Here is a 22952-nt window from a genome sequence, read left to right on the forward strand (position 1 = left end):
TCAATCTGAGCCATGATCAAACTCTTCAATTAAAAGCTTGATTTGCTTCAACTCGTGAAGCGGTGCTCAAAGATTCACTAAATGAATTTTACTTCAGTAGTCACTCTTCAAGACTTGATATTTTTTTTGCTGCCGAAGCAGCTGGATATCGTCTTGTGAGTGCCCACACAGATTGTCTGATAAATTGTTAAAGAGCAGTGAGTTACGCGCCGAAGCTTGTTAACTCGAGGTGGCGTATATTACGCTTTCCTCTTTCAGAGTCAACCCGTTTTTTCAGGATTTTTTCTCTTTCGCCCTGGCTAGCTTGTGAAGTGAATCACTTGCCGTTGTGCCCGGTCGATGGAGGCGCATTATAGGGAGCCGGTTCAGAATGACAAGGATTAATATTCACTTTTCTTCCGACCGCTCACTATTCAGTCATAACGCCGATTAAATCCGCTTTTTAATCGCCTCGGGCAGGTCTGCCAGGCTATCCAGCACCCAATCCGCCTGTTTTTCACCGTCTTCGGTTACCGGTTTGCCGGTACGCACCAGGACTTTGGTGCCAACGCCCGCCGCCGCCGCCGCCAACATATCTTCTACTTTATCGCCAACCATATAAGAAGCAGCCATATCAATGTCCAATTCTTGCTGTGCTTGTAACAGCATGCCCGGCTGCGGTTTACGACAGTCACAGGTTTGACGGTAGGCGTCTACCGTGGCGTCAGGTAAATGTGGGCAGAAGTAAATACCATCGAGATCGACCTCACGGTCGGCCAGCGACCAGTCCATCCATTCGGTCAACTGCATAAACTGTTCTTCGCTGAACATGCCGCGCGCAATGCCGGACTGGTTGGTCACCAATACCAGGGCAAAACCCATTTTTTTTAGCTCACGGCATGCATCAATCACACCGTCAATAAATTGGAAATTATCGATTTCATGGACGTAGCCATGATCGACATTTATCGTGCCATCACGATCTAAGAAAATAGCTGGAACGCGTTGTGTCACCGGTTTACTCCTGAGGACCTGAAAACGCGCACAGTATCGCATGTTTGCCCTATGCTGAGAACGTTAGAGAACAACCTTGCCCGTTGACTTAGACGTCTAGACGCCTTAACATCTGAGCATACCTTGGTTCCACGCCAGGGTTTACTTTTATCTAGCCACGGGCAACCACGCTAAAATAAGAAGAATATGATTAAACTTTCTAACATCACCAAAGTGTTTCAGCAGGGTTCGCGCTCCATCACTGCGCTGTCAGACGTGACTCTCCACGTCCCTGCCGGACAGATCTACGGCGTTATCGGCTCCTCCGGCGCCGGTAAAAGCACGCTGATTCGCTGCGCCAACATGCTTGAGCGCCCTACCTCCGGCCAGGTACTGGTTGACGGACAGGATCTGACCTCGCTGTCGGAAAGCGAACTGACGCGCGCGCGTCGCCAGATTGGCATGATCTTCCAGCACTTTAATCTGTTGTCATCCCGCACGGTGTTTGGCAACGTTGCGCTGCCGCTGGAGCTGGACAGCACCCCGCGCGCGGACATCAAAAAGCGCGTCAGCGAATTGCTGGAGCTGGTCGGCCTGTCAGACAAGCATGACGCCTACCCCGCCAACCTGTCCGGCGGGCAAAAACAGCGCGTGGCTATCGCCCGTGCGCTGGCCAGCAACCCCAAGGTGCTGTTGTGTGACGAAGCCACCAGCGCACTGGACCCGGCGACCACCCGCTCCATTCTGGAGCTGTTGAAAGATATCAACCGCCGCCTCGGCTTGACCATTCTGTTGATCACCCACGAAATGGACGTGGTAAAGCGCATTTGCGATCAGGTTGCCGTAATCAGCCAGGGCCAACTGATTGAAAAAGACAGCGTCAGTGAAGTGTTCTCGCATCCCAAGACGCCGCTGGCGCAGCAATTTATTCAATCCACGCTGCATCTGGATATTCCTGACGACTACGCATTGCGTCTGAGCCCAGACCGCACCGGCGATCGCCAACCGCTGCTGCGCCTGGAGTTCACCGGCCAATCGGTCGATGCGCCACTGCTATCGGAAGCCGCTCGCCGCTTCAACGTCAACAACAACATTATCAGTGCGCAAATGGATTACGCCGGCGGAGTGAAGTTCGGCGTAATGCTGGCCGAGCTGCACGGCAGCGATGAAGACGCACTGGCGACAATTAAGTTCCTGCAAGAAAATCAGGTAAAAGTAGAGGTTCTGGGTTATGTCTGAGGCAATGATGTGGTTAATGGCGCGTGGCGTATGGGAAACCGTCATGATGACCTTTGTCTCGGGTTTCTTCGGTTTTGTCATCGGCTTGCCAGTTGGCGTGCTGCTGTACGTTACCCGCCCGGGACAAATCATCGCCAACCCGGCGCTGTATAAGGTGTTGTCGGGCCTGGTGAATATTTTCCGTTCGATACCCTTCATCATTTTACTGGTGTGGATGATTCCCTTTACCCGCATGATCGTGGGTACCTCGATTGGCCTGCAGGCGGCGATCGTTCCACTCACCGTTGGCGCTGCACCGTTTATCGCCCGCATGGTTGAAAACGCGCTGCTGGAAATCCCGTCCGGTCTGGTTGAGGCGGCACGCGCCATGGGGGCAACCCCGATGCAGATCATCAAGAAAGTGCTGCTGCCCGAAGCCTTGCCGGGTCTGGTCAACGCCGCCACCATCACCCTGATTACCCTGGTCGGCTATTCGGCGATGGGCGGTGCGGTCGGCGCCGGCGGCCTGGGGCAAATTGGTTATCAGTATGGATACATTGGTTATAACGCTACAGTTATGAATACGGTATTAATATTACTGGTAGTGCTGGTTTACCTGATCCAGTTCTGTGGCGATCGGATTGTTAAAACCGTTACCCATAAATAAGTTTCACAGCAACGCGCTCAACGGCGCATTACTTATGCGAGTCTAAAGAGGAAGGGATATGTCGTTAAAACTTAAATCCATCGCGGCAATCGGCGCACTGATCGGCACTCTGGCTCTGACAGGCTGCGGTCAGGATGAAAAAGATCCAAACCATATCAAAGTGGGCGTTATCGTCGGCGCCGAACAGCAGGTAGCGGAAGTCGCGCAAAAAGTCGCCAAAGAAAAATACGGTCTTGACGTTGAGCTGGTTACCTTCAACGATTACGTACTGCCAAACGAAGCGCTGAGCAAGGGCGATATCGACCTCAATGCCTTCCAGCACAAGCCTTACCTGGATCAGCAAATCAAGGATCGTGGTTATAAGCTGGTGTCGGTTGGCAGCACCTTCGTGTATCCGATTGCCGGTTACTCCAAAAAAATCAAATCGCTGAGCGAACTGCAACCGGGCTCGCAAATCGCCCTGCCTAACGATCCAACCAACCTGGGTCGTTCACTGCTGCTGCTGCAACAGGAAGGTTTGATCAAACTGAAAGACGGCGTTGGCCTGCTGCCAACCGTGCTGGATGTTACCGAGAACCCGAAAAACCTCAAGCTGGTCGAACTGGAAGCGCCACAGCTGCCACGTTCACTGGACGATCAGCAGATCGCGCTGGCGATTATCAACACCACCTACGCCAGCCAGATTGGCCTGACTCCGGCAAAAGACGGTTTGTTCGTTGAAGGCAAAGAGTCTCCTTACGTCAACCTGCTGGTTTCCCGTGAAGATAACAAAGACGCAGAAAACGTGAAGAAATTCGTTCAGGCTTACCAGTCTGATGAAGTTAACGATGCTGCCAATAAAATCTTCAACGGCGGTGCGGTAAAAGGCTGGTAATTCAATGGCCAAACGGCCGAGAGAATCAGAGCTGTCATCCGAATAACCTTCGGCTAACAGCTCCCACCACGCTATTTTATTCCTATAATTGCAAGACGGGCTGCGGCCCGTCTTGTTATTTCCACCATAGATTGCTTCAATAGCGCCACTTTATTTTATAAAAGGCAGAGGAATTTCCATGCGTGCTTTACCTCTCTGTTTGTTAGCGCTTACGCTAGGTGGCTGCTCCATGCTGCGTACCGAGCCAACCTCAACAAACAGTACCAGCAAACCAACGGCGACCACGCCAAGCAAAACCACACCTGCAGCGCGCCCGGCGCCGGTCAAGCTGTATAAAAGCGCCGAAGAGCTGGTCGGCAAGCCATTCCGCGATCTGGGAGAAGTGTCTGGCGAGTCTTGCCAAACCACCGTTCAGGATTCACCGCCGAACATGGCAACCGCACGTAAACGCATGCAGATCCGTGCGTCCTACATGAAGGCCAACGCCGTATTACTGCACGACTGCCAGATTGTCAGCGGTGTAGCCGGTTGTTATCAACAAGCCGTTTGCCAGGGTTCTGCGCTTAACGTCTCGTCCAAATGACCGAGTTCGTCTTTAATCAGATCGGTACTATCCGTTCACCGTACAAGGAAAAGTTCGCCGTACCCCGTCAGCCGGGACTGGTGGAAGACGGTGGCGGAGAGCTGGTTCTGCTGCCGCCTTACAATCAGGCAGAAGCGGTTCGCGGTCTTGGCGAGTTCAGCCATCTATGGGTGATGTTTATCTTCCATCAAACCATGGACGGCGGCTGGCGGCCAACCGTGCGCCCACCACGCCTCGGCGGCAATACCCGCATGGGCGTGTTTGCCACCCGCTCGACCTTTCGCCCCAACCCGCTCGGCATGTCGCTGGTTGAGCTGACCGGCATCCGCGTTCACGGCGGCGAAGTGGTGCTGGAACTGGGCAGCCTGGATCTGGTTGACGGCACGCCGGTAGTGGATATCAAGCCCTATCTGCCGTTTGCCGAAAGCCAGCCGCAGGCGATAGCCGGTTTTGCACAGGATGCCCCGCCTGCCGATATGCCGGTGTGCTTTTCGCCGCAAGCGGAACAGCAACTGAATGACAATCTGACACGCTACCCCAACCTGCGTCGTTTTATCAGCCAGGTACTGGCGCAAGACCCGCGCCCCGCCTACCGCAAAGGCGAGAAAACCGATCGTGATTACGCGGTCTGGCTGCTGGATTTCAACGTGCGCTGGCGGGTCGTTGACGAGGTGAGCGAAGTGCTTTCACTCGAGCGCCGTTAAATTTCCTCGCTCTCTCTTTTGACAACCGGCACACGCTGTTAAACTAAATCACTTTTGACAATTTTGGCCGCCACTCTGGCTGCCCGTTGCAATTTGCAGTTCTAACGGAACCAAAACACCATGCGTACTAGCCAATATCTGCTCTCCACACTGAAGGAGACACCTGCCGATGCCGAAGTGATCAGCCACCAGCTGATGCTGCGCGCCGGGATGATTCGCAAACTGGCCTCCGGTCTTTATACCTGGCTGCCGACCGGCCTGCGGGTTTTGAAAAAAGTTGAGAACATCGTTCGCGAAGAAATGAATAACGCCAATGCGATCGAGGTTTCCATGCCGGTGGTGCAACCAGCGGATCTGTGGCAGGAAAGCGGCCGATGGGAGCAATACGGCCCGGAATTGCTGCGCTTTGTCGACCGTGGCGAGCGTCCGTTCGTGCTCGGCCCTACGCATGAAGAAGTGATTACCGATCTGATTCGCAATGAAATCAGCTCTTACAAGCAGCTGCCGCTGAACTTCTTCCAGATTCAGACCAAGTTCCGCGATGAAGTTCGCCCACGCTTTGGCGTTATGCGTTCACGCGAATTCCTGATGAAGGACTCTTATTCGTTCCATACCACGCAGGAATCGCTGCAGGCCACCTACGATGCCATGTATCAGGCCTACAGCAAGATTTTCAGCCGTATGGGCCTCGACTTCCGGCCGGTACAGGCGGATACCGGCTCGATTGGTGGCAGCGCGTCCCATGAATTCCAGGTGTTGGCCGCCAGCGGTGAGGACGATATCGTCTTCTCGACCGGTTCCGATTATGCCGCCAACATCGAACTGGCCGAAGCCGTCGCGCCGGCACAGCCGCGTGCGGCAGCAACCGAAGAACTGCGCGTCGTTGATACGCCAAATGCCAAAACCATCGCCGATCTGGTTGATCAATTCCAGCTGCCGGTAGAAAAAACCGTCAAAACGCTGCTGGTGCACGCCACAGAAGAGAGCGGCCATAAACTGGTTGCCCTGCTGGTGCGCGGCGATCACGAACTGAATGAAATCAAGGCCGAGAAACTGCCACAGGTGGCCGCACCGCTGACCTTCGCCAGCGAAGAAGAAATTCGCGCCATCGTCGGTGCCGGTCCAGGTTCGCTAGGCCCAATCAACATGCCGATTCCCGTGGTGATCGACCGCAGCGTAGCGGCCATGAGCGATTTTGGCGCCGGCGCCAACGTTGACGGCAAACACTACTTCGGCATCAACTGGCAACGCGACCTGCCGCTGCCGCAGGTGGCTGATATCCGTAACGTGGTTGAAGGCGACGCCAGCCCGGACGGTCAGGGCACCTTGCTTATCAAACGTGGCATCGAAGTGGGCCATATCTTCCAGCTCGGCACCAAATACTCGGAAGCGATGAAAGCAACCGTGCAGGGTGAAGACGGTCGTAACCAGCTGTTGAACATGGGCTGTTACGGCATTGGCGTTACTCGTGTGGTGGCGGCAGCCATCGAGCAAAACCACGACGATCGCGGCATTATCTGGCCAGACGCCATTGCGCCGTTCCACGTCGCCATTCTGCCAATGAACATGCACAAGTCATTCCGCGTGCAGGAACTGGCGGAAAAACTGTACGCCGAACTGCGCAGCCACGGTATCGACGTCATCCTCGACGATCGTAAAGAGCGCCCGGGCGTGATGTTCGCGGATATGGAACTGATCGGCGTGCCGCACTCGATCGTGATCGGTGACCGCAATCTGGATAGCGACGAGATCGAATACAAAAATCGTCGCGTCGGCGAAAAACAGATGATAAAAACCGGCGATATCGTTGAGTATCTGCTGGCGCAGATCCAGCGTTAATCCGGACCGTGTCGGCATCCCGCGACCAACGGCCAACAAAAAACCCGCCTTGGCGGGTTTTTTTTCGCGTTTCGCTTATCGGCTGGCGCAGTTCTGGTTTTTATCGAACCTGATTTGCCCGTCCGGCACCAGCGCTTTCTCCACCAGCCCCTCTTCCATCGACGGCTGTACGCTAAAGTGGCCATTCAGCATCAGGAATACCGGTTCGCCGCCTTCGGCACCGGCCTTGGCATAGCCTTGTTCCAGCGCCAGATTATTGGCTACCGGGAAGGTCTTGCCGGTGGCGCAGTCTTTAAATACCGCCGCATCCGCCATATAGCTATAGCTGCCACGCAGCGCCATTGGCGTGTTCGGCAGTTTTTTCTCTACCGGTTGCAAGCGGTAGTTTAGCGTCGACACGATCGGCGCGCCGCTTTGATCCAACAGCGCCAGATCCTTGCCCTGCGGATGGAAATAACGTTTTTCGCCGTTGTTATCCGTCAGCACCAGCTTGTCGGCGGTACGCGCCCAGCTACCGTAGCTGGCAAACGTGCGATCGCCATCCTTACTGCCGAGGTAGGTTTCCTGCAGGACAAAGGTCCCGTCTTCATCAAGGAATAATGAGGTTTCCAGACCAGAGCAGTCGGCACAAGGCAATATGCCCTGATAACTTTGCTGCATTGGCTGCAGCGGTTGTTCCTTGGGCTGGTAATGATTGTTACAGCCTAATAAAGAGAGTGCGCCTGCGGCTAGAAACAGCGCGATTGTTATTTTCTTCACAGTTATTCTCCTACTGCGCTCTTCCCTTCAATAATGAAGGAAATAACCCAAATTCCTTAAGGGCGGACCTTGCCACGCAACGCTTTTGTCGCGCCTTTGCGCACCTTGTTTTCCAGTCGGCGTTTTTTCGCGCCTTTACTGGGTTTGGTCGCTTTACGTGTTTTTTCCACCACCATTGCCTGACGAATCAGCGCCACCAGCCGAGCCAGTGCCGCTTCACGATTTAATTCCTGACTACGGTATTCCTGCGCCTTGATAATCACCACACCGTCGCCGGTAATCAAATGATGATTAAGCGCCAATAACCTTTCTTTATAATACTCTGGCAGGCTGGAGGCCCGGATGTCAAAGCGCAAATGGATGGCGGTTGAGGTTTTATTCACATGCTGGCCACCGGCGCCCTGCGCGCGAATGGCCGTAAGTTCAATCTCGTGGTCCGCTATGGCGACATTTCTTGACAGTTCGAGCAACGGTTACACCTGCGCCTGTTGCCACTCGGCAAACTGGATTTCCAGACTATTCTGAGCATCAGACAGCCAAATAGTTCCTTCCTGCAACGTCGCTTGCAGCGTCATATTGCGATTGGCCAGCGCCGTCAGACGGGCCAATTGTTCATCATCCAAAAACCGAATGCTCAGGTTTTTGTGGTTAGCGACCTTACTTTGCATCGACTGCCACCACACGCGAGCCGCGCGTTCGCCATAGGCATAGACCACCACGCGTGGCGACTGATTGCAGGCTTTCTTAATACGCTTCTCATCCGGCAGCCCCATTTCGATCCACATTTCCAGACCGTTATGGTCATTGCGCTGCCAGATTTCCGGTTCGTCGTCGGCGCTAAGCCCTTTGGTAAACGTCAGCCGTTCGTCAGCGTGGCAGATCCACGCCAGCAGGCGCAACATCATCCGCTGTTCTGTCTCTGATGGATGCTGGGCAATGGTCAGCATCGCATCGTGATAGAAGTGACGATCCATATCGGCGATATTGACCGTGGCTTTATAAATAGTTGCTTTCAACGCCATGGGTAACCTCATTATTTTCAGGGCACAGTGTACTTGATTTCACCTGTTTCCGCTGAGAAAGCTCGGCGTTGTCGATATGGTACGGTGCTGATAACTTAATAACACCTGTGCTATAGTCCTCTAGGATAGGTTAACACTCTGAGAGCCTGAGTTTCATTGCATCAGGGCCGTCAATGACGCAGAGGTTCTTAAGGGAGGTAACTGTGCAACAATACAGCGAGTTAGTACGCCGTTTTTACGCCGAGATAGGCAGTGGGGATCTTGGCTACGTGCCCGATGCGCTAGCATGTGTATTAAAGGCATTGGACGATGTTGCTGCGAATAGCGCACTCCCGTCCTCCGTTAGGGAACAGGCGGCCTTTGCCGCCGCTAACTTATTGGTGAGCGACTATGTTGATGAATGATGAGTACCAATCCATCAATTGCGATGACTATGAAAGCCTGGAACTCGCCTGTCAGCATAACTACATCCTGACGCTGGAGTTACGCGACGGAGAAACGCTTGAAGGCAAGGCCAGTGAGCTGAAGTTTACCAAGGGCGTTGAGTATCTGATTATCGATCAAAGCGGCAGCGCACGTAGCCTGCGCCTGGACCATATCAAGAGTTTCAGCCATCCGCAAATCGGTACCGTGGTCGTCAGCCTGTCGGACTGAGCCACACGGTAACCCCATCCCACAGGGCAGCCAATGGCTGCCCTCGTCATTTCTGCACCGCGGGCTCTCAGGGTTTGAGGCTAGCGTAATAGGCCGCCAGATCGGCGATATCAGCGTCCGACAGTCCGGAGACGTACGCCCGCATCACCTCCGCCTGCCCGCCGGAACGGCCGCCGCTTTTATAGGCCTGCAGCGCGTGCTCCAGGTACATGGCATTTTGCCCGGCCAGATTAGGGTACATCGGCACCGACACTTTACCGCTCGCACCATGGCAGGCGAGGCAACTGGCTGATTTCTCCTTGCCGGCTGCGGCATCGCCGGCGGCCAGAGCCGACAGGCTGAACACGGCAAGCGCCGCCAGCAGAACACTGACAAATTTCATGATTATTCCTTTGGGATGCTTATTTTTTATTCCAGCGCAGCCGCCATACAGGGACATCAGCCACCGGTTGTCCGGCTTCGGTGATAAAAACCCCTAATGCGGCAATCAGGCAGTCATCATAATAGATCAACGGAATACGTTCACGCTGCCAAGGCGCAATCGCCAATTCCTGCCACAGTTTTTTAGCCGAACGCGAATGTCTGCGCCCCGCGATACGTAACCTGCCGCTAACGCCAAAACGCACGCTCACCGCCTGCTGCGGCTGCGGTGCGCGTACGATAATCTCCCCTTCGCCACGACTGATGCTGCCCAGGCCATCTGGCAAAGCGAGCGTCGCCGCGTCGAACCAGGGCAAATGCACTGCGCACAAGTCTGCCAACGGCGGCAGCAGATACAGGCGCTGGCGGTAACGGCGAACCTGGTAATGGGCCAGTTGCAGCTGCGGTTCCGCGTCGGCGCGCGCCAATGCCACCTCGTCCCACAGCCGTTGCAATTGCTCGCGTGACGGCATGGTGAAACCAGCGAGCGCTATCCAGCGGCGCAGCAATGCAAAACGCCGCGGGGCAGAACATGCCTGTAACCCGTCTATGGCAATCGACAGCTCTTGGTCAGTCAACGCCTGCAACTGCTCCGCCAGCAGTTCGTCAAGCAACAGCTCCTGCTCGGCGCACAGGCTGGCGCTGCGCGCAGCGGCAGTGGCAAAGTGCGGCCAGCGCTGCGTCAATAGCGGCAGCACCTGCAAGCGCAGAAAATTGCGGTCGAAACGTGCATCCTGATTACTGTCATCCTCGATCCAGTCGAGTTGCTGCCGAGCGGCATACTGTTCCAACTGCCGGCGGCTCACCCCGAGCAGCGGACGCAGCAACGGGGAGTCGCCCAGCGTGCCGTGCGTCGCCATTGCCGCCAGCCCCGCCGGCCCGCTGCCGCGCTTTAGCGCCAGCAGAAAGGTTTCGCACTGGTCGTCGAGATGCTGTGCCGTCAGCAGGGCCTCACCGCTCGACAGCGTCCGTTGCAGTGCCTGGTAGCGCGCCGTACGCGCCGCAGCCTCCAGCCCGCCGTCGCGACTCTCCACCTGCACATACTGCACCACCAGCGGCACCTGCCAGTTGGCACACTGCCGCTGGCAATGCGCGACCCAGTCATCGGCCAGGGCGCTCAGGCCGTGGTGCACATGCACCGCGCGCAATTGCAGCTCCGGCCGCCGTTGGCGAAGTTGCACCAGCAAGTGCAGCAATACGCTGGAATCCAGCCCGCCGCTGAACGCCACCAGCCACTGGCGGTGCTCGCCCAGCTGTTCTGCGAGCTGCGTCACTAATTGATTGGTCTTCATTGTTCGGCTTTATCACATCCACATTGCTGCACGGTAACTCTGCCGCCCCCGATCAATCAAGCATTAACCACCCGGCCAAGGCGGCGAGCGACCATCCACCAACCGACCAGCACGGCAATCACCAGCAATGCGCTGCCGGCCGCCCCCCAGCCAATCTGGCTGAAAATGCTGCCGTAGGCCTGGATCGCCGCGCCGCCGAGGCGATCTTCCGCCATCTGATTAGCGATAATGCCCGCCAGATAATTGGCCACCGAACCGGTCGCCAACATGTAAATACCGGTCAGCACGCCGGTGGCACCGGGGATATTCAAGCGGGTGATCTGCGCCATGGCCACCGGATCGATAAACAGTTCGGCGAACCCCATCATCGCCAGGCCGGCAATCATCAGCCCCATCGACGCTTGCCCGTTAATGTGCCCCAGCCGCGCGTTGAGCGCCATCAGCATAAACCCAACGCCGATCAACAGCAGGCCAAAGGCAAATTTGCACCAAATGCGCAACGTACGATTGCCCTCGCCCTCCGCGCTCATCAACCAGGCCAGCGCCACGCCGCCGAGCATCACCGCAAAGGCGTTCACCGACTGGAACAGCGCGGTAGGTACTTGCCACGATAACCAGCGACGATCGACGAAATGATCGATAAACAGGCTGATCGAACTGCCGCCCTGCTGAGCAAATGCCCAGAACAGCGTGCCCAGCAGCATCAGTATGACGATCTGCCACAGCGCACGCCGCTGCGTCGCATCCACCCGCCACAGAATACGCGCCACCAGCACCACCGCCGCCAGGCATACCAGAACCAGCAAATAACCGGCCAGGTCGTGAATAAATAAAAAGGTGAACAGCAGCGGCGACAACGGCAATGCGAGCAGTAGCCAGCCCCAATGCGGCACCCCTCCGCTTTTGCTCCGCATCAAGGCAACATTGACGCCACGGGTATGCTGAAAATGGCGGCTGCCACACAGAAAAATCATCAGACCGGCAAACATGCCGATACCCGCCAGGGCAAAGCCAACGTGCCAGCCGTAATGTTCCGCCGCCAGTCCACAGGCGATCGGTGCCAGGATCGAACCGACGTTGCCCGCGGCGTACAACAGCGAAAACCCCCCTTCGCGACGCGGATCGTGCGGTTGATACAGTTCGCCCAGCAGGCAGCTGATATTGGATTTAAACAGGCCATAACCGCAGACGATAATCGCCAGCGCCAGATACAGCGACTGGCTGGAAACCGCGCTCAGTCCAAGTACCACGTGGCCTAGCGTCATCAGCGCCGCACCGGCAATCACCGCGATGCGATTGCCCAGCAGGCGGTCGGCCAGCCAACCGCCGAGAATCGGCGTAACGTAAACCAGAGAAGCATAGGCGCTGTAGAGATTGATGGCGTGGCTGTCAGAATAGCCGAGTTGGTGGGTTAGATAGAGAATAAGTAACGCACGCATGCCGTAAAAGCTGAAATATTCCCAAATTTGTATCGCTACGACATAGTAGATTGCGCGCGGCTGTGAGGGTGTTTTCATGGTTTTCTCCCATCAGTCGATGAACTGCACGGCAAAAGGGAAGCGCGAACGCTTCCCTCGGTCCCCGTCATCATTACGCTGCCTTCAGATTGCCTGCACTACCGCGCTGCATTGACTTGCGTCTATTCATCGTCAGTGTTTTCAGCCGCCTTGATGCATCGCCAACCATGTCGGGTACGCTGGCCTTACTTATCGTTTTTCAGCACCTTCACGGTGTAGCGGCCATCCGCCTGACGGTAAGCGCCGTGGATATCGGTTTCGAAGCCCGGATAATGCGCGCCGATTTCGCACAGCATTTGCAGGAACTCCAGTACCGGCCGGCTTTCTTCGGTCAGCATTTCACCTGGCATGACCAACGGTACGCCTGGAGGATAAGGCAGAATCATGTTGGCATTGACCTTGCCAACCATCTCTTCCAGATACACTTCCTCAACCTCGCCGTGCAGCTCTTTCTGGAATGCCTGATACGGGTTCATCACCATGGTTGGCAACACCTCAAAGGCGCGGTACATCAGATCCGGCAGGTTATGCTGCTCGACCAACTGGTGAATATTGCGAGCCAGATCCTGAATGCGCATGTTTTCATAGAACTCAGGCGCTTCCTGATACAGCGACGGCAGCATGTTTTTCACCCGCAGGTTCAGATCGAACGAGCGCTTGAAGTCGGTCATGGCACGCAGCAGGCTGAGCGCCTTGGTTTTGTCGATACCAATGCTGAACAGGAACAACAGGTTATACGGACCGGTTTTTTCAACGATAATGCCGCGCTCATCCAGATACTTGGCCACAATGCTGGCCGGGATACCGAACGATTGCATGGTCCCTTCTTTGCTCATCCCTGGCGTCAGAATGGTCACCTTGATCGGGTCGAGATACATATGCTCGTTATCGATGTTTTTGAACCCGTGCCAGGCGCTGTCCGAACGCAGCGGCCAGCACTCCGGCTCATCGATATGCTCCGGCTGCCAAACGTCAAAGAACCAACCGTCGGACTCAACGTTCAGTCGTTTGATCTCCTTGCGGAAGCGGATGGCACGTTCAATCGAACCGTTGATCAGACGCTTGCCGGCATTGCCCTTCATCATCGCCGCCGCGGTTTCGGTCGACGCCACGATGCCGTAATGCGGCGAGGTGGTGGTGTGCATCATATAGGCTTCATTGAAGGTTTCTTCGTTGATGTCGCCCTTCACGTGGATCATCGATGCCTGTGAGAATGCCGCCAGCAATTTATGGGTGGATTGGGTTTCATAAATCACCTTGCCTTCCACACGGCCGCCGCTCATGCCGCACTTGCCTTTATAAATCGGGTGGAAATTGGTATACGGCACCCAGGCGGAATCAAAGTGAATGGATTTAACGTCCAGCGTGTTTTTAATAAAATCGGTGTTGTACAGCAGACCATCGTAGGTCGAGTTGGTGATCACCGCATGCACCGGCCAGGTCGCGTTCGGCGTTTCTTTTACCCGTTTGGCGATGGTGGCACGGCTAAATTCGCTCTGCGGGATGCCGCCGAGAATGCCGTAGGCGTTACGGGTTGGTCGGAAGTAGATCGGCGTGATGTCGCTCATCATCATCAGGTGCGTCAGCGATTTGTGGCAGTTGCGGTCAATCAGCACCGTGCTGCCCGCTGGCGCCGAGTACATGCCGACGATTTTATTGGCGGTGGAGGTGCCGTTGGTCACCATGTAGCTGCGTTCAGCGTTGAATACGCGGGAAATATACTCCTCGGCTTCTTTGTGCGGGCCGGAGTGGTCCAGCAGCGACCCCAGTTCCGATACCGAAATAGACACGTCGGACTTCATGGTATTGGCGCCAAAGAAATCATAAAACAGGCTGCCGACCGGGCTTTTCTGGAACGCGGTGCCCCCCATATGGCCTGGGGTACAGAAGGTGTATTTGCCTTCTCGCACGTATTTGAACAACGCCTTGGTCAACGGCGGCAGAATGGTATCGATGTATTCATCGGTGTTTTGCTTGATTTTGGCAGCAATATCCTGCGCCGCGCCCAGCGCGTATTCAAAGAAACGTACCTGCATGCGCAGATCGTTCAGGCTGACATCGAGCGTCGAGTAGGTATTGGCAAAGGCGTAAAGCGGCATGTATTCATTGAGCTGGCTGATTTCTTCGCACAGCTCCAGATTGTATTTGTCCCAGTCGAAAATCACCCCGCACAGGCGGGCATTATTTTCGATCAGTTTGAGCAGGTCTTCGCGATCGTTAGGATAAACAATGCGGAAATCCAGTCCTTCCAACGCCTGATGCAGTTCACGGATCGGCTCTTCTTTAAAGTAGACACCCATGTGATTCATGATGGCGATAACGTTCATAAGCATTTCTCCTGGCAAAGCAAGCCCCTTCCCATCGCGAGACAGGTCGGAAAGAAAGAGGCTGAGGTCATATCAGTTGGTCAGAGGCGGTGGATCAGTGCGCTTTGGCCGCTGCGTTGTCTTCGATAGCTGCCGCGTTGGCAACCTGACGGGTATTCATTTTCCGGGCGTAGAACATCAGGATGATCAGGCTGACGATAAAGGTGCCGGACAGTTCGAACGAATTGGCACCCATCAAGGCGATGAAGCAGAAGCCACAGCCGCAGATGGAAGCGATCAGGCTCAACAGGTTGCGAACATTGACGCCTTCAAAGCGAATCAGGTCTACGCACGAGTAGAAGTAAGGCAGCATGGTCAGCAGTACCGCGATGCCGGTCAGTTCGCCAAACAGGTCGGATGCCTTGCCGCCGTTGGAGCTCATCAGGGTGATCAGCACCATTAACGCGGTCATTTTGCAGCTGGCCAGCAGCAGGCCTTTCTTCGGTATGCCGTTTTTATCCAGTTCGCCGTACACTTTCGGGAAGTTACCGTCATTGGCGGCACGAACCCCGGCCTGGCCTACCAGCATCATCCACGAGCCCAGCGAGGTCAGACAGGCGAAGGCGGTGAAGGCTGAGACCATTGGCGCGGCCCAACCGCCCATAATGGTGGAGGCACTGATGGCAAACGGTGCGCCACTGGCGGCCATTTGGCTGGCAGGGTACATGCCGCTCAATACCTGGGTGGCGGCGATATAGATAATGCCGGCCAGACCGGTCCCCAACATGGTGGCCAACGGTACGGTGCGTTTCGGATTTTTTACCATGCCGGTGCTGACCGCAGCAGATTCCACACCGATGAAGGCCCACAGACACAGCAGAATACTTTTAACCACTGCGTGACTGTCAGTGGTGGTGGAGGTATTCCAGTTCGCCTGATAGGTAGCGACGTCAAACCAGTGCCAGCCGGCAATGGCGGTCACCACAATCGGGATCAACACCAGCACCAGGCCAAGGGTGGTCAAACGGCTGACCCAGGATCCGCCGAGCAGATTGACAAAGGTGAACACCCAGACGATAGCAATACAGGCAATGCCTGCCGGTACCGGATTATTCAGCGCGGGGAAGAAGGTAGAAAGGTAGGAAACGGCGGTAATGCCGATGGCCAGATTGCCAATCCAGTTGGCATGGTAATACAGAACGCCGGTCTGGAAGCCAAAGGCCGGCGATATTTCCCCGGCGTAGGCAATAGGGCCACCCTGTTGTGGATTTTTAGTGGCAAGTCTGGCGTAAACATAGGCCAACGACATCGCACCAATAATAGATATCACCCAGCCCCAAATGGCAATGGAGCCGATACTTGCCAGGTTCGCGGGTAATAGCGCAATCCCGCTCCCCATCATATTCCCGGCGACCACGCCGGTGCAGGCAATAAGCCCTATCTTCTTGGATGAAGCCATGTCTGTTCTCCTGAGTGTCATTTTTTATAAGCCAGGGCGATAAACCAACAATCAGCGACCTGACTTGATGCTCAGAATGTTAAACAGACGAGAATATAAAATCCTAAAGATAAAGTGATATTACACTCATGATCATACAAATGATAAGTTGAGGTTTTGCAGTAACATATAAATATGCCAAGCTCATATCAAGAAAAGGTAAACAGCCAATAAAAACAGCTGATTAGCCAGGTTAAAATAATTAACAAATGAAAAATACCCTCTCTGGAAAGTACTTATTGAATTACAAAACGACAACACAACGTCACATTAAATATAACGTCCTCGGTAACGCTGCGCTAGTCGAAAGCAATGACCAGGTTATTTATCGGCATCGTAATGAGACAAATAAGGTACGACCGCAGAAATTGAGGTTTGGAATACGCCATTTCTTATCCAATGCAGGGTATTTTCCCCAGGGCGCAAATTAAAAGCGGTGATGTAAGAGTCTGCCGCCAAATGATTTCGCCCCTGCATTTCATACACCTTGCCCAGCAGAACATAATTAATCCACGACATTTGCATATCGATAGCCTTATTTATCGCTCGGTAGGCGTCGTCGATTCTTCCCTGCCCCAGCGCTTCCACGGTATATATCTGCTGCAAGATAGGGCTGTCTTGCAATTGCGGCAGCTTTTCCAGCCGCGAGATCTCATCACGCAGCTGCTGCGATTGCTGACTGTCAAACGGTTGATATGAGTTTCTTAATACGTCAACCAGCGCTTTTTCTGCCCCGCTATAGATAAAATCAGGCGCGCTTTTCATCAGCGCGCTGAGCAGTTCACTAGCACGCGTCAGGGATTCAACATCCCCCTGAATCAACAGCTGGTGCGCCTGATAAAACTGCTGCAAGGCCGGCCCCTGCTGCGGCAGCACATCGTTCAGACGCTTTAGCAACTGCGGCGGCCACGGTTGCTTCAGCGCCACCGACATGCTGTTTAGCAAATCGGCCTGGATCTTGAGCTGATTATCCGTGGTGATAAAGTAACGTTTATCCAGCATGATGGCGCTATCGGCGTTATCCACCAGCTTTACCGACAGGAAACATTGCTGGGCGCGGTAGTGGCGCTGGTTGACGAATTCGATGGTCAGCGACTTGCCTGAACTGCTCGGCCCGCCGTAGTTATAGTTGGTTTGATCGTGGACCAAAAAGGTGGAGTAGGTATTGAGGGAGTCGGCAATCAGCTCACTGAGGCCAACCACGTAGGAAAGCTGCGGCATCCAGTTGCTGCAGCTGTTGCCGCCTTGAATGCGGATATCGATATCCCGCGGATTAAGCAGCATCGGCATGGTTGCTACCGGTACCCGCTGCGACAAGGTCGCAATACCGACAAACGCCACGCAGGCGCTGAGTGCGGCCAGGAAGCTCAACCATACCCAAAATGGCGAGCGTTGATAAAATCGCCTGCCGTTACGCGCCGGCTCGGCAGGTTTTGCCGCCGGGCGCGGCGGAATATAGTCTTGCGCATCATCTTCGCCGCCATCTTCCGGCTCATGGGTAATCACCGCCACCTGCGGCGCTGCCGGCGGTAGCAGTTCGCCCTCTTCGCACCACATGACCGGCGCAGCCAGCTTATAACCACGCTTGGGCACGGTGACAATGTATTCACGGCCGTTGCCATCGCCGTCTTTCAAATACTTGCGCAGTTCGGAAATGCTCTGCGTCACCACATGATTGGTGACGATATTGCGTTTCCAGACGTTATCGATCAGCTCATCACGACTCAACACCACGTCCGGATGCTGAGCAAAGTAGAACAGCATATCGATTAAACGTGGCTCCAGCGTCTTCTGACGCCCATCACGGCTGATTTGATTATTTGCTGGAGTAACCAGCCACTCTCCGACGCGAAATACAGGCTGTTGCATGGCGGAAATAACTCAAAGGGGACACGAAGCAAGCGCGCGATAATACCATAACCTCCTGCGACTTGGGCTGCGCCATGTCGATTAAGCATTCATTGTTCATATAACTCTAGCGGCAAGCCGTCAGGATCGCTGAAGAATGTGAAGCGTGCCCCGGTATAAGGGTCAACGCGTACCGTTTCGCATGCCACGCCAGCAGCCTGTAAATGCGCAATCGACTGCTCGATATCGTCGACGCTAAACGCCAGATGGCGCAGGCCACATGCCTCCGGACGGCTGACACGCAGCGGCGGTGACGGAAAGGAAAACAGTTCGAGGGTATATTGGCCATTCAGCGCCAGATCGGCCTTCCAGGAGTCGCGCTCCTGGCGATAAAACTCGCCTTGCAGGGTAAAACCCAGTATCTGGCAGTAAAAGTGCTTACTGACGGCATAATTGGAAGCAATGATTGCAATGTGATGCACCTGACGTAAAGCCAACATACTAACTCCTGATGTAAGGTTGGATGAGCTACGTTAGGCGATGAGTCCGACCGAGGTCAATCGGCAAAAGGCCGAATAGTAAAAAGCCCCGCTGAGCAAACGGGGCTTGAAACAATACCGTAGTCAACCTGGCGTTCAGCCTGACAGATCTGCCAGCGCCGCACCAAAGTTGATATGCAACACCTGACCATCCACCACCAGCGCAGGCACGCTCTTCACCCCTGCCCGTTCGGCATCGGCAATGCTGGCCGGCTGCTCGCCCAGATGCACCACATCCACGACGACATCATCACGCAGCAGTGCCAACAGCTGTTGTTCTGCACTCACGCAAACCGGGCAACCGGCATGATAGAAAACGGCTTTAGTCATGATAATTCTCCTTGTTATGACCTTGTGGGTAAGTTGATACCCCATTTAGTTTCGAATCGAAACCAAATGCACGATAAGGTCATCGCTACTGCTTGTCAATATAGTTTTCAATCGATACTATCTAGCGACGATAACGAGGGGATTATGCTGACACTGTTTGATTTGCTGGAACGCCTGAATAGCCTGCAGCGCAGCTGGCTGCGCAGTCATGAGGAGCTGGCCGCCTTGCCGCCGGTGCAGCTGAGTGCGCTGTATTATCTGGCGCGCTGCAATCACTATTCCAACACGCCGATGGCGGTGGCGGATTACCTTGGACTCACCAAGGGTACGGTGTCGCAATCGTTAAAAAAATTAGAGAGTAACGGGCTGATCGCCCGGATGGCGGACGTTAAAGATCGCCGCAGCGTACGATTGCAGCTGACCGACAAAGCGCGTGAATTGATGGACGCGCTGTTTCCTCCGGCCTATCTACGCGAGGCGCAGCAGGCGATGGGCAACGACGGCGATGATCTGTTGGCATTACTGACGCAGTTACTGCGCCAGTTACAAAAGCAAGGCGACGCTGCGCTGTTTGGTGAATGTCACCGCTGCCGCTACCATCAGCGGCGCGAAGGGCACGGCTTTTGCGGCCTGACGCATGAGCCGTTACCGCACGCCAGCGAGCGGCTTATCTGTCGCGAGTTTGCCTGAATCACAGCGGATCTTTCAGCACCTTCACCAGATAGCGCCCGTCGTCGGTCACTTTGGTACCATGAATGTCGGTTTCAAACCCCGGATAACGCTTGCCAATCGAACACAGCATCAGCAGAAAATCCAGCACCGCCCGGCTTTCTTCGGTGATCATTTCTCCCGGCATCACCAACGGCACCCCTGGCGGGTATGGCAGGATCATGTTTGCCGCCACTCTGCCTATCAGTTGATCTATTTTACAGCTTTCAACGTTGCCGCGCACCTGCTGCTGGAACATCTGGTGCGGGGTCAGGCACATTTGTGGCAAGACGTCGAACGCGCGTTGCATCAGGCGCGGCAAGTCGTGCTGGCAAATCAGCCGGTGGATGCCGGCGGCCAGATCCTGGATACGCATATTGCGATAGAAGTCGGGATCTTCGGCGTACAGATCCGGCAGCATATTCTTCACCCGCAGGTTAAGATCGAAAGCGCGTTTAAAATCGGTCAAGCCGCGCAACAGGCTCATCGCCTTGGTTTTATCAATACCGATGCTGAACAGAAACAGCAGGTTATAAGGACCGGTTTTTTCTACCACGATACCCCGTTCGTCGAGATACTTGGCCACCAGCGCCGCCGGAATACCACTTTCCGCCAATCCCCCCAACTCATTCATGCCGGGTGTCAAAATGGTCACCTTGATCGGATCGAGGAACAGGTGATCGCGGTCGGTGTTGCCGAAACCATGCCAGTTTTCGTCCGGCGACAACGCCCAGCATTCGGCCTGATCGATCTCTTTCGGTTGCCAGATGTCAAAAAACCAGCCGTCACTTTCCGCGCGCAACCGCTGTACCTCACGGCGGAAATGCAGGGCACGCTCTACCGAGCGGTTGATCATCCGCCGCCCCGGATTGCCACGCAGCATCGCCGCAGCGGTTTCCATTGATGCCACGATGCCGTAATGCGGCGAGGTGGTGGTATGCATCATATAAGCTTCATTGAAGGTACTTTCATCGTAATCCCCCTTGATATGTATCATCGAGGCTTGCGAGAACGCCGCCAATAATTTGTGCGTCGACTGGGTTTCGTAAATCACCTTACCGGCGATACGCTCGCCGCTCATACCGCTCTTGCCGCTATAGATGGGGTGAAAATTGGTGTATGGCACCCAGGCGGAGTCAAAATGGATCGACGGCACCTCCAGCGTCTGCTTGATAAAGTCGGTGTTATACAGCAGGCCGTCATAGGTGGAATTGGTGATCACCGCATGCACCGGCCAACTGGCATTAGCGGTTTCCGCAATGCGACTGCTGATACTCTCGCGGCTGAACTCCCGCCGTGGGATGCCGCCGAGAATGCCGTAGGCATTACGCAGCGGGCGCAGGTAAATTGGCACGATATCGCTCATCATCAACAGATGACACAGCGATTTGTGGCAGTTGCGGTCGATCAATACCGTGCTACCCGCCGGTGCCGAGTACATGCCAATAATCTTGTTGGCGGTCGAGGTGCCGTTGGTCACCAGATAGCTCTGCTCGGCGTTAAAGGTGCGGGCGATATACTCTTCGGCTTCCAGGTGCGGGCCGGTATGATCGAGCAGCGAACCCAGTTCGGTCACCGAAATCGAGACGTCGGCCTTCAGCGTATTGGCGCCAAAAAAGTCGTAGAACAGACAGCCGACCGGGCTTTTCTGAAACGCGGTGCCTGCCATATGGCCAGGGGTACAGAAGGTGTATTTGCCTTCCTTGACGTAGGTGAACAGCGCCTTGGTCAGCGGTGGCGTGATAGTGTCGATGTATTCATCGGTGTACTGGCGGATACGCTGGGCAATATCCTGCGCCGCATTCAGGCCGTACTCAAAGAAATACAGCACCATGCGCATTTCATGCAGGCTGACGTCGAAAGTCGAATGGGTGTTGATGAACGCATACAACGGCAAGTATTCATTGAGTTCGTTGATTTCGCTGCACAGTTCCAGACTGTACTCGTCCCAGTCGAAAATCACGCCGCAGATGCGCGCATTGTGTTCAATCAGCTTCAGCAGATCTGCGCTGCCTTGCGGATACACCAGTTGAAACCCCATGACAGACAGCGCCTGATGCAGCTCGCGTATCGGTTCATCTTTGTAGTAAACGCCCATCGGGCTCATGATCGCGATAATATTCATGGTGCTGCTCCTGTCAGTAAACGGCCAATACAACCTTATAAAGCATAAAGCAAAATAGACAGACGTAAAAAAACCGCCCGGAGGCGGTTTGGTGTGGCAAGCGCTTATCAGCAGTAGCCGTAGTTCATCAGGCGCTGATAGCGGCGATTGAGCAACTCTTCGGTGTTCAACCCGTCGAGATCGGTCAGATCGGCCAGCAACTGTGCCTTCAGCGATGCAGCTATCGCCGGCACGTCGCGATGAGCCGCGCCCAGCGGTTCCGGGATCACCGAATCAATCAGCTTCAGTTCTTTCAGACGCGGCGCGGTGATGCCCATCGCTTCTGCGGCGATTGGCGCTTTGTCAGCGCTTTTCCACAGAATCGAGGCACAGCCTTCCGGCGAGATCACCGAGTAGGTACTGTACTGCAGCATATTCACTTTATCGCCAACGCCGATCGCCAACGCGCCACCGGAGCCGCCTTCGCCAATAACCGTACAGATCACCGGCACCTGCAGACGCGACATCTCACGCAGGTTGCGGGCAATCGCTTCCGACTGGCCGCGCTCTTCTGCACCCACGCCCGGGTAGGCGCCCGGAGTGTCAATGAAGGTGATGATCGGCATCTTGAAGCGTGACGCCATCTCCATCAGGCGCAGCGCCTTACGGTAACCTTCCGGTGCCGGCATACCGAAGTTGCGGCGGATTTTCTCTTTGGTTTCGCGCCCCTTCTGGTGCCCGATGATCATCACCGGCCGACCGTCCAGACGCGCGATCCCACCGACGATCGCCTTGTCATCGGCATAGGCGCGGTCGCCGGCCAACTCTTCGAAGTCGGTAAAGATGTGTTTGATATAATCCAGGGTGTAAGGACGGCGCGGATGGCGTGCCAATTGGGCAACTTGCCAGGCCCCAAGATCGGAAAAAATCTTGCGCGTCAGCTCAACGCTCTTTTCACGCAGGCGCTGAACCTCTTCGTCCAGATTAATATCTAATTTTTCGTCTTGACGGCTGACTGCAGTCAGCGAGTCAATTTTCGCTTCCAGCTCTGCAATCGGCTGTTCAAAATCAAGAAAATTCAGACTCATAGTATTCCTA

Annotated in this window: 23 protein-coding genes; 9 read left to right on the forward strand and 14 right to left on the reverse strand. The window is 55.0% G+C overall.

Features of this window, described 5'->3' with window-relative positions:
* Window positions 1-429: 429 nt before the first annotated feature.
* Window positions 430-993 (reverse strand): D-glycero-beta-D-manno-heptose 1,7-bisphosphate 7-phosphatase, encoded by a 564-nt coding sequence (gmhB, locus tag AC2AXP_RS20105; RefSeq protein ID WP_039991821.1) that lies wholly within the window; start codon window positions 991-993, stop codon window positions 430-432.
* 186 nt (window positions 994-1179) lie between these two features.
* On the opposite strand from gmhB, the gene metN reads away from it, so the two are divergent.
* The 6 genes from metN (at window position 1180) to proS (ending at window position 6857) form a co-directional block, all read left to right on the forward strand.
* The gene (metN, locus tag AC2AXP_RS20110; RefSeq protein ID WP_004959319.1) at window positions 1180-2211 is read left to right on the forward strand and encodes a methionine ABC transporter ATP-binding protein MetN; all 1032 of its coding nucleotides are present in this window, start codon (window positions 1180-1182) and stop codon (window positions 2209-2211) included.
* Window positions 2204-2857, forward strand: coding sequence for a methionine ABC transporter permease MetI (locus AC2AXP_RS20115; RefSeq protein WP_004959318.1), 654 nt, complete (start codon window positions 2204-2206; stop codon window positions 2855-2857). Before metN ends, AC2AXP_RS20115 begins: the two co-directional genes overlap by 8 nt.
* 58 nt (window positions 2858-2915) lie before the next feature.
* Entirely contained in the window at window positions 2916-3731 is an 816-nt protein-coding gene (locus tag AC2AXP_RS20120) for a MetQ/NlpA family lipoprotein (protein ID WP_004959317.1), read from the forward strand.
* A gap of 178 nt (window positions 3732-3909) precedes the next feature.
* Window positions 3910-4314: an Rcs stress response system protein RcsF gene (gene rcsF / locus AC2AXP_RS20125; protein ID WP_039991820.1), complete on the forward strand. Its 405-nt coding sequence runs from the start codon at window positions 3910-3912 to the stop codon at window positions 4312-4314.
* Window positions 4311-5018, forward strand: coding sequence for a tRNA (N6-threonylcarbamoyladenosine(37)-N6)-methyltransferase TrmO (gene tsaA / locus AC2AXP_RS20130; RefSeq protein ID WP_004959313.1), 708 nt, complete (start codon window positions 4311-4313; stop codon window positions 5016-5018). The genes rcsF and tsaA overlap by 4 nt, the downstream gene beginning before the upstream one ends.
* A 120-nt stretch (window positions 5019-5138) precedes the next feature.
* Window positions 5139-6857 (forward strand): proline--tRNA ligase, encoded by a 1719-nt coding sequence (proS, locus tag AC2AXP_RS20135; RefSeq protein ID WP_004959311.1) that lies wholly within the window; start codon window positions 5139-5141, stop codon window positions 6855-6857.
* A gap of 75 nt (window positions 6858-6932) precedes the next feature.
* Here proS and nlpE read toward each other — a convergent pair whose 3' ends face one another.
* From nlpE to AC2AXP_RS20150, 3 genes are read right to left on the reverse strand one after another with little or no spacing between them, the layout of a single operon-like run.
* Entirely contained in the window at window positions 6933-7616 is a 684-nt protein-coding gene (nlpE, locus tag AC2AXP_RS20140) for an envelope stress response activation lipoprotein NlpE (RefSeq protein ID WP_004959310.1), read from the reverse strand.
* A gap of 56 nt (window positions 7617-7672) precedes the next feature.
* Window positions 7673-8086 (reverse strand): alternative ribosome rescue aminoacyl-tRNA hydrolase ArfB, encoded by a 414-nt coding sequence (gene arfB, locus AC2AXP_RS20145; RefSeq protein WP_004959308.1) that lies wholly within the window; start codon window positions 8084-8086, stop codon window positions 7673-7675.
* Window positions 8087-8089: 3 nt separating this feature from the next.
* Complete coding sequence (locus AC2AXP_RS20150; RefSeq protein ID WP_004959304.1) at window positions 8090-8638, reverse strand: YaeQ family protein; 549 nt, start codon at window positions 8636-8638, stop codon at window positions 8090-8092.
* 203 nt (window positions 8639-8841) lie between these two features.
* On the opposite strand from AC2AXP_RS20150, the gene AC2AXP_RS20155 reads away from it, so the two are divergent.
* Both AC2AXP_RS20155 and rof read left to right on the forward strand, forming a co-directional pair.
* Window positions 8842-9042, forward strand: coding sequence for a YaeP family protein (locus tag AC2AXP_RS20155; protein ID WP_039992600.1), 201 nt, complete (start codon window positions 8842-8844; stop codon window positions 9040-9042).
* Complete coding sequence (gene rof / locus AC2AXP_RS20160; protein WP_039991819.1) at window positions 9029-9292, forward strand: Rho-binding antiterminator; 264 nt, start codon at window positions 9029-9031, stop codon at window positions 9290-9292. The genes AC2AXP_RS20155 and rof overlap by 14 nt, the downstream gene beginning before the upstream one ends.
* Window positions 9293-9359: 67 nt before the next feature.
* On the opposite strand, the gene AC2AXP_RS20165 is transcribed toward rof, so the two are convergent.
* From AC2AXP_RS20165 to AC2AXP_RS20200, 8 genes are all read right to left on the reverse strand, one after another.
* The gene (locus AC2AXP_RS20165) at window positions 9360-9674 is read right to left on the reverse strand and encodes a c-type cytochrome (protein ID WP_484381899.1); all 315 of its coding nucleotides are present in this window, start codon (window positions 9672-9674) and stop codon (window positions 9360-9362) included.
* A gap of 19 nt (window positions 9675-9693) precedes the next feature.
* The gene (tilS, locus tag AC2AXP_RS20170; RefSeq protein ID WP_484381900.1) at window positions 9694-11004 is read right to left on the reverse strand and encodes a tRNA lysidine(34) synthetase TilS; all 1311 of its coding nucleotides are present in this window, start codon (window positions 11002-11004) and stop codon (window positions 9694-9696) included.
* Window positions 11005-11060: 56 nt separating this feature from the next.
* Entirely contained in the window at window positions 11061-12521 is a 1461-nt protein-coding gene (gene dtpD, locus AC2AXP_RS20175) for a dipeptide permease DtpD (RefSeq protein WP_004959284.1), read from the reverse strand.
* A 185-nt stretch (window positions 12522-12706) separates the two neighbouring features.
* On the reverse strand, window positions 12707-14848 hold the full coding sequence (gene cadA / locus AC2AXP_RS20180; protein WP_039991818.1) for a lysine decarboxylase CadA: 2142 nt from the start codon (window positions 14846-14848) through the stop codon (window positions 12707-12709).
* Between the two features lie 94 nt (window positions 14849-14942).
* Window positions 14943-16286, reverse strand: a complete 1344-nt coding sequence (gene cadB, locus AC2AXP_RS20185; RefSeq protein WP_039991817.1) for a cadaverine/lysine antiporter — start codon at window positions 16284-16286, stop codon at window positions 14943-14945.
* A gap of 360 nt (window positions 16287-16646) precedes the next feature.
* Window positions 16647-18194: a lysine decarboxylation/transport transcriptional activator CadC gene (cadC, locus tag AC2AXP_RS20190; RefSeq protein ID WP_004959272.1), complete on the reverse strand. Its 1548-nt coding sequence runs from the start codon at window positions 18192-18194 to the stop codon at window positions 16647-16649.
* A gap of 89 nt (window positions 18195-18283) precedes the next feature.
* Window positions 18284-18673: a VOC family protein gene (locus AC2AXP_RS20195; protein ID WP_004959270.1), complete on the reverse strand. Its 390-nt coding sequence runs from the start codon at window positions 18671-18673 to the stop codon at window positions 18284-18286.
* 135 nt (window positions 18674-18808) lie between these two features.
* Window positions 18809-19042: a glutaredoxin domain-containing protein gene (locus AC2AXP_RS20200; protein ID WP_039991815.1), complete on the reverse strand. Its 234-nt coding sequence runs from the start codon at window positions 19040-19042 to the stop codon at window positions 18809-18811.
* Window positions 19043-19189: 147 nt separating this feature from the next.
* Between AC2AXP_RS20200 and AC2AXP_RS20205 the strand changes: the two genes are divergently transcribed.
* Window positions 19190-19732 (forward strand): MarR family winged helix-turn-helix transcriptional regulator, encoded by a 543-nt coding sequence (locus AC2AXP_RS20205; RefSeq protein WP_081445095.1) that lies wholly within the window; start codon window positions 19190-19192, stop codon window positions 19730-19732.
* Window position 19733: 1 nt separating this feature from the next.
* Here the strand turns inward: AC2AXP_RS20205 and AC2AXP_RS20210 are convergent, their stop codons facing one another.
* Together AC2AXP_RS20210 and accA are read right to left on the reverse strand one after the other, a co-directional pair.
* Entirely contained in the window at window positions 19734-21875 is a 2142-nt protein-coding gene (locus AC2AXP_RS20210; protein WP_484381901.1) for a lysine decarboxylase LdcC, read from the reverse strand.
* Between the two features lie 107 nt (window positions 21876-21982).
* Window positions 21983-22942, reverse strand: coding sequence for an acetyl-CoA carboxylase carboxyl transferase subunit alpha (gene accA / locus AC2AXP_RS20215; protein ID WP_004959261.1), 960 nt, complete (start codon window positions 22940-22942; stop codon window positions 21983-21985).
* Between the last annotated feature and the right edge of the window lie 10 nt (window positions 22943-22952).

The organism is Serratia sp. Sp408 (assembly GCF_057180665.1).

Excerpts from the sequence above, each read along its gene's own strand:
- metN (WP_004959319.1), top strand. The coding sequence starts at position 1,180 with ATGATTAAACTTTCTAACATCACCAAAGTGTTTCAGCAGGGTTCGCGC.
- AC2AXP_RS20115 (WP_004959318.1), top strand. The coding sequence starts at position 2,204 with ATGTCTGAGGCAATGATGTGGTTAATGGCGCGTGGCGTATGGGAAACC.
- AC2AXP_RS20120 (WP_004959317.1), top strand. The coding sequence starts at position 2,916 with ATGTCGTTAAAACTTAAATCCATCGCGGCAATCGGCGCACTGATCGGC.
- rcsF (WP_039991820.1), top strand. The coding sequence starts at position 3,910 with ATGCGTGCTTTACCTCTCTGTTTGTTAGCGCTTACGCTAGGTGGCTGC.
- tsaA (WP_004959313.1), top strand. The coding sequence starts at position 4,311 with ATGACCGAGTTCGTCTTTAATCAGATCGGTACTATCCGTTCACCGTAC.
- proS (WP_004959311.1), top strand. The coding sequence starts at position 5,139 with ATGCGTACTAGCCAATATCTGCTCTCCACACTGAAGGAGACACCTGCC.
- AC2AXP_RS20150 (WP_004959304.1), bottom strand. The coding sequence starts at position 8,638 with ATGGCGTTGAAAGCAACTATTTATAAAGCCACGGTCAATATCGCCGAT.
- rof (WP_039991819.1), top strand. The coding sequence starts at position 9,029 with ATGTTGATGAATGATGAGTACCAATCCATCAATTGCGATGACTATGAA.
- AC2AXP_RS20165 (WP_484381899.1), bottom strand. The coding sequence starts at position 9,674 with ATGAAATTTGTCAGTGTTCTGCTGGCGGCGCTTGCCGTGTTCAGCCTG.
- tilS (WP_484381900.1), bottom strand. The coding sequence starts at position 11,004 with ATGAAGACCAATCAATTAGTGACGCAGCTCGCAGAACAGCTGGGCGAG.
- dtpD (WP_004959284.1), bottom strand. The coding sequence starts at position 12,521 with ATGAAAACACCCTCACAGCCGCGCGCAATCTACTATGTCGTAGCGATA.
- cadA (WP_039991818.1), bottom strand. The coding sequence starts at position 14,848 with ATGAACGTTATCGCCATCATGAATCACATGGGTGTCTACTTTAAAGAA.
- cadB (WP_039991817.1), bottom strand. The coding sequence starts at position 16,286 with ATGGCTTCATCCAAGAAGATAGGGCTTATTGCCTGCACCGGCGTGGTC.
- cadC (WP_004959272.1), bottom strand. The coding sequence starts at position 18,194 with ATGCAACAGCCTGTATTTCGCGTCGGAGAGTGGCTGGTTACTCCAGCA.
- AC2AXP_RS20195 (WP_004959270.1), bottom strand. The coding sequence starts at position 18,673 with ATGTTGGCTTTACGTCAGGTGCATCACATTGCAATCATTGCTTCCAAT.
- AC2AXP_RS20200 (WP_039991815.1), bottom strand. The coding sequence starts at position 19,042 with ATGACTAAAGCCGTTTTCTATCATGCCGGTTGCCCGGTTTGCGTGAGT.
- AC2AXP_RS20210 (WP_484381901.1), bottom strand. The coding sequence starts at position 21,875 with ATGAATATTATCGCGATCATGAGCCCGATGGGCGTTTACTACAAAGAT.
- accA (WP_004959261.1), bottom strand. The coding sequence starts at position 22,942 with ATGAGTCTGAATTTTCTTGATTTTGAACAGCCGATTGCAGAGCTGGAA.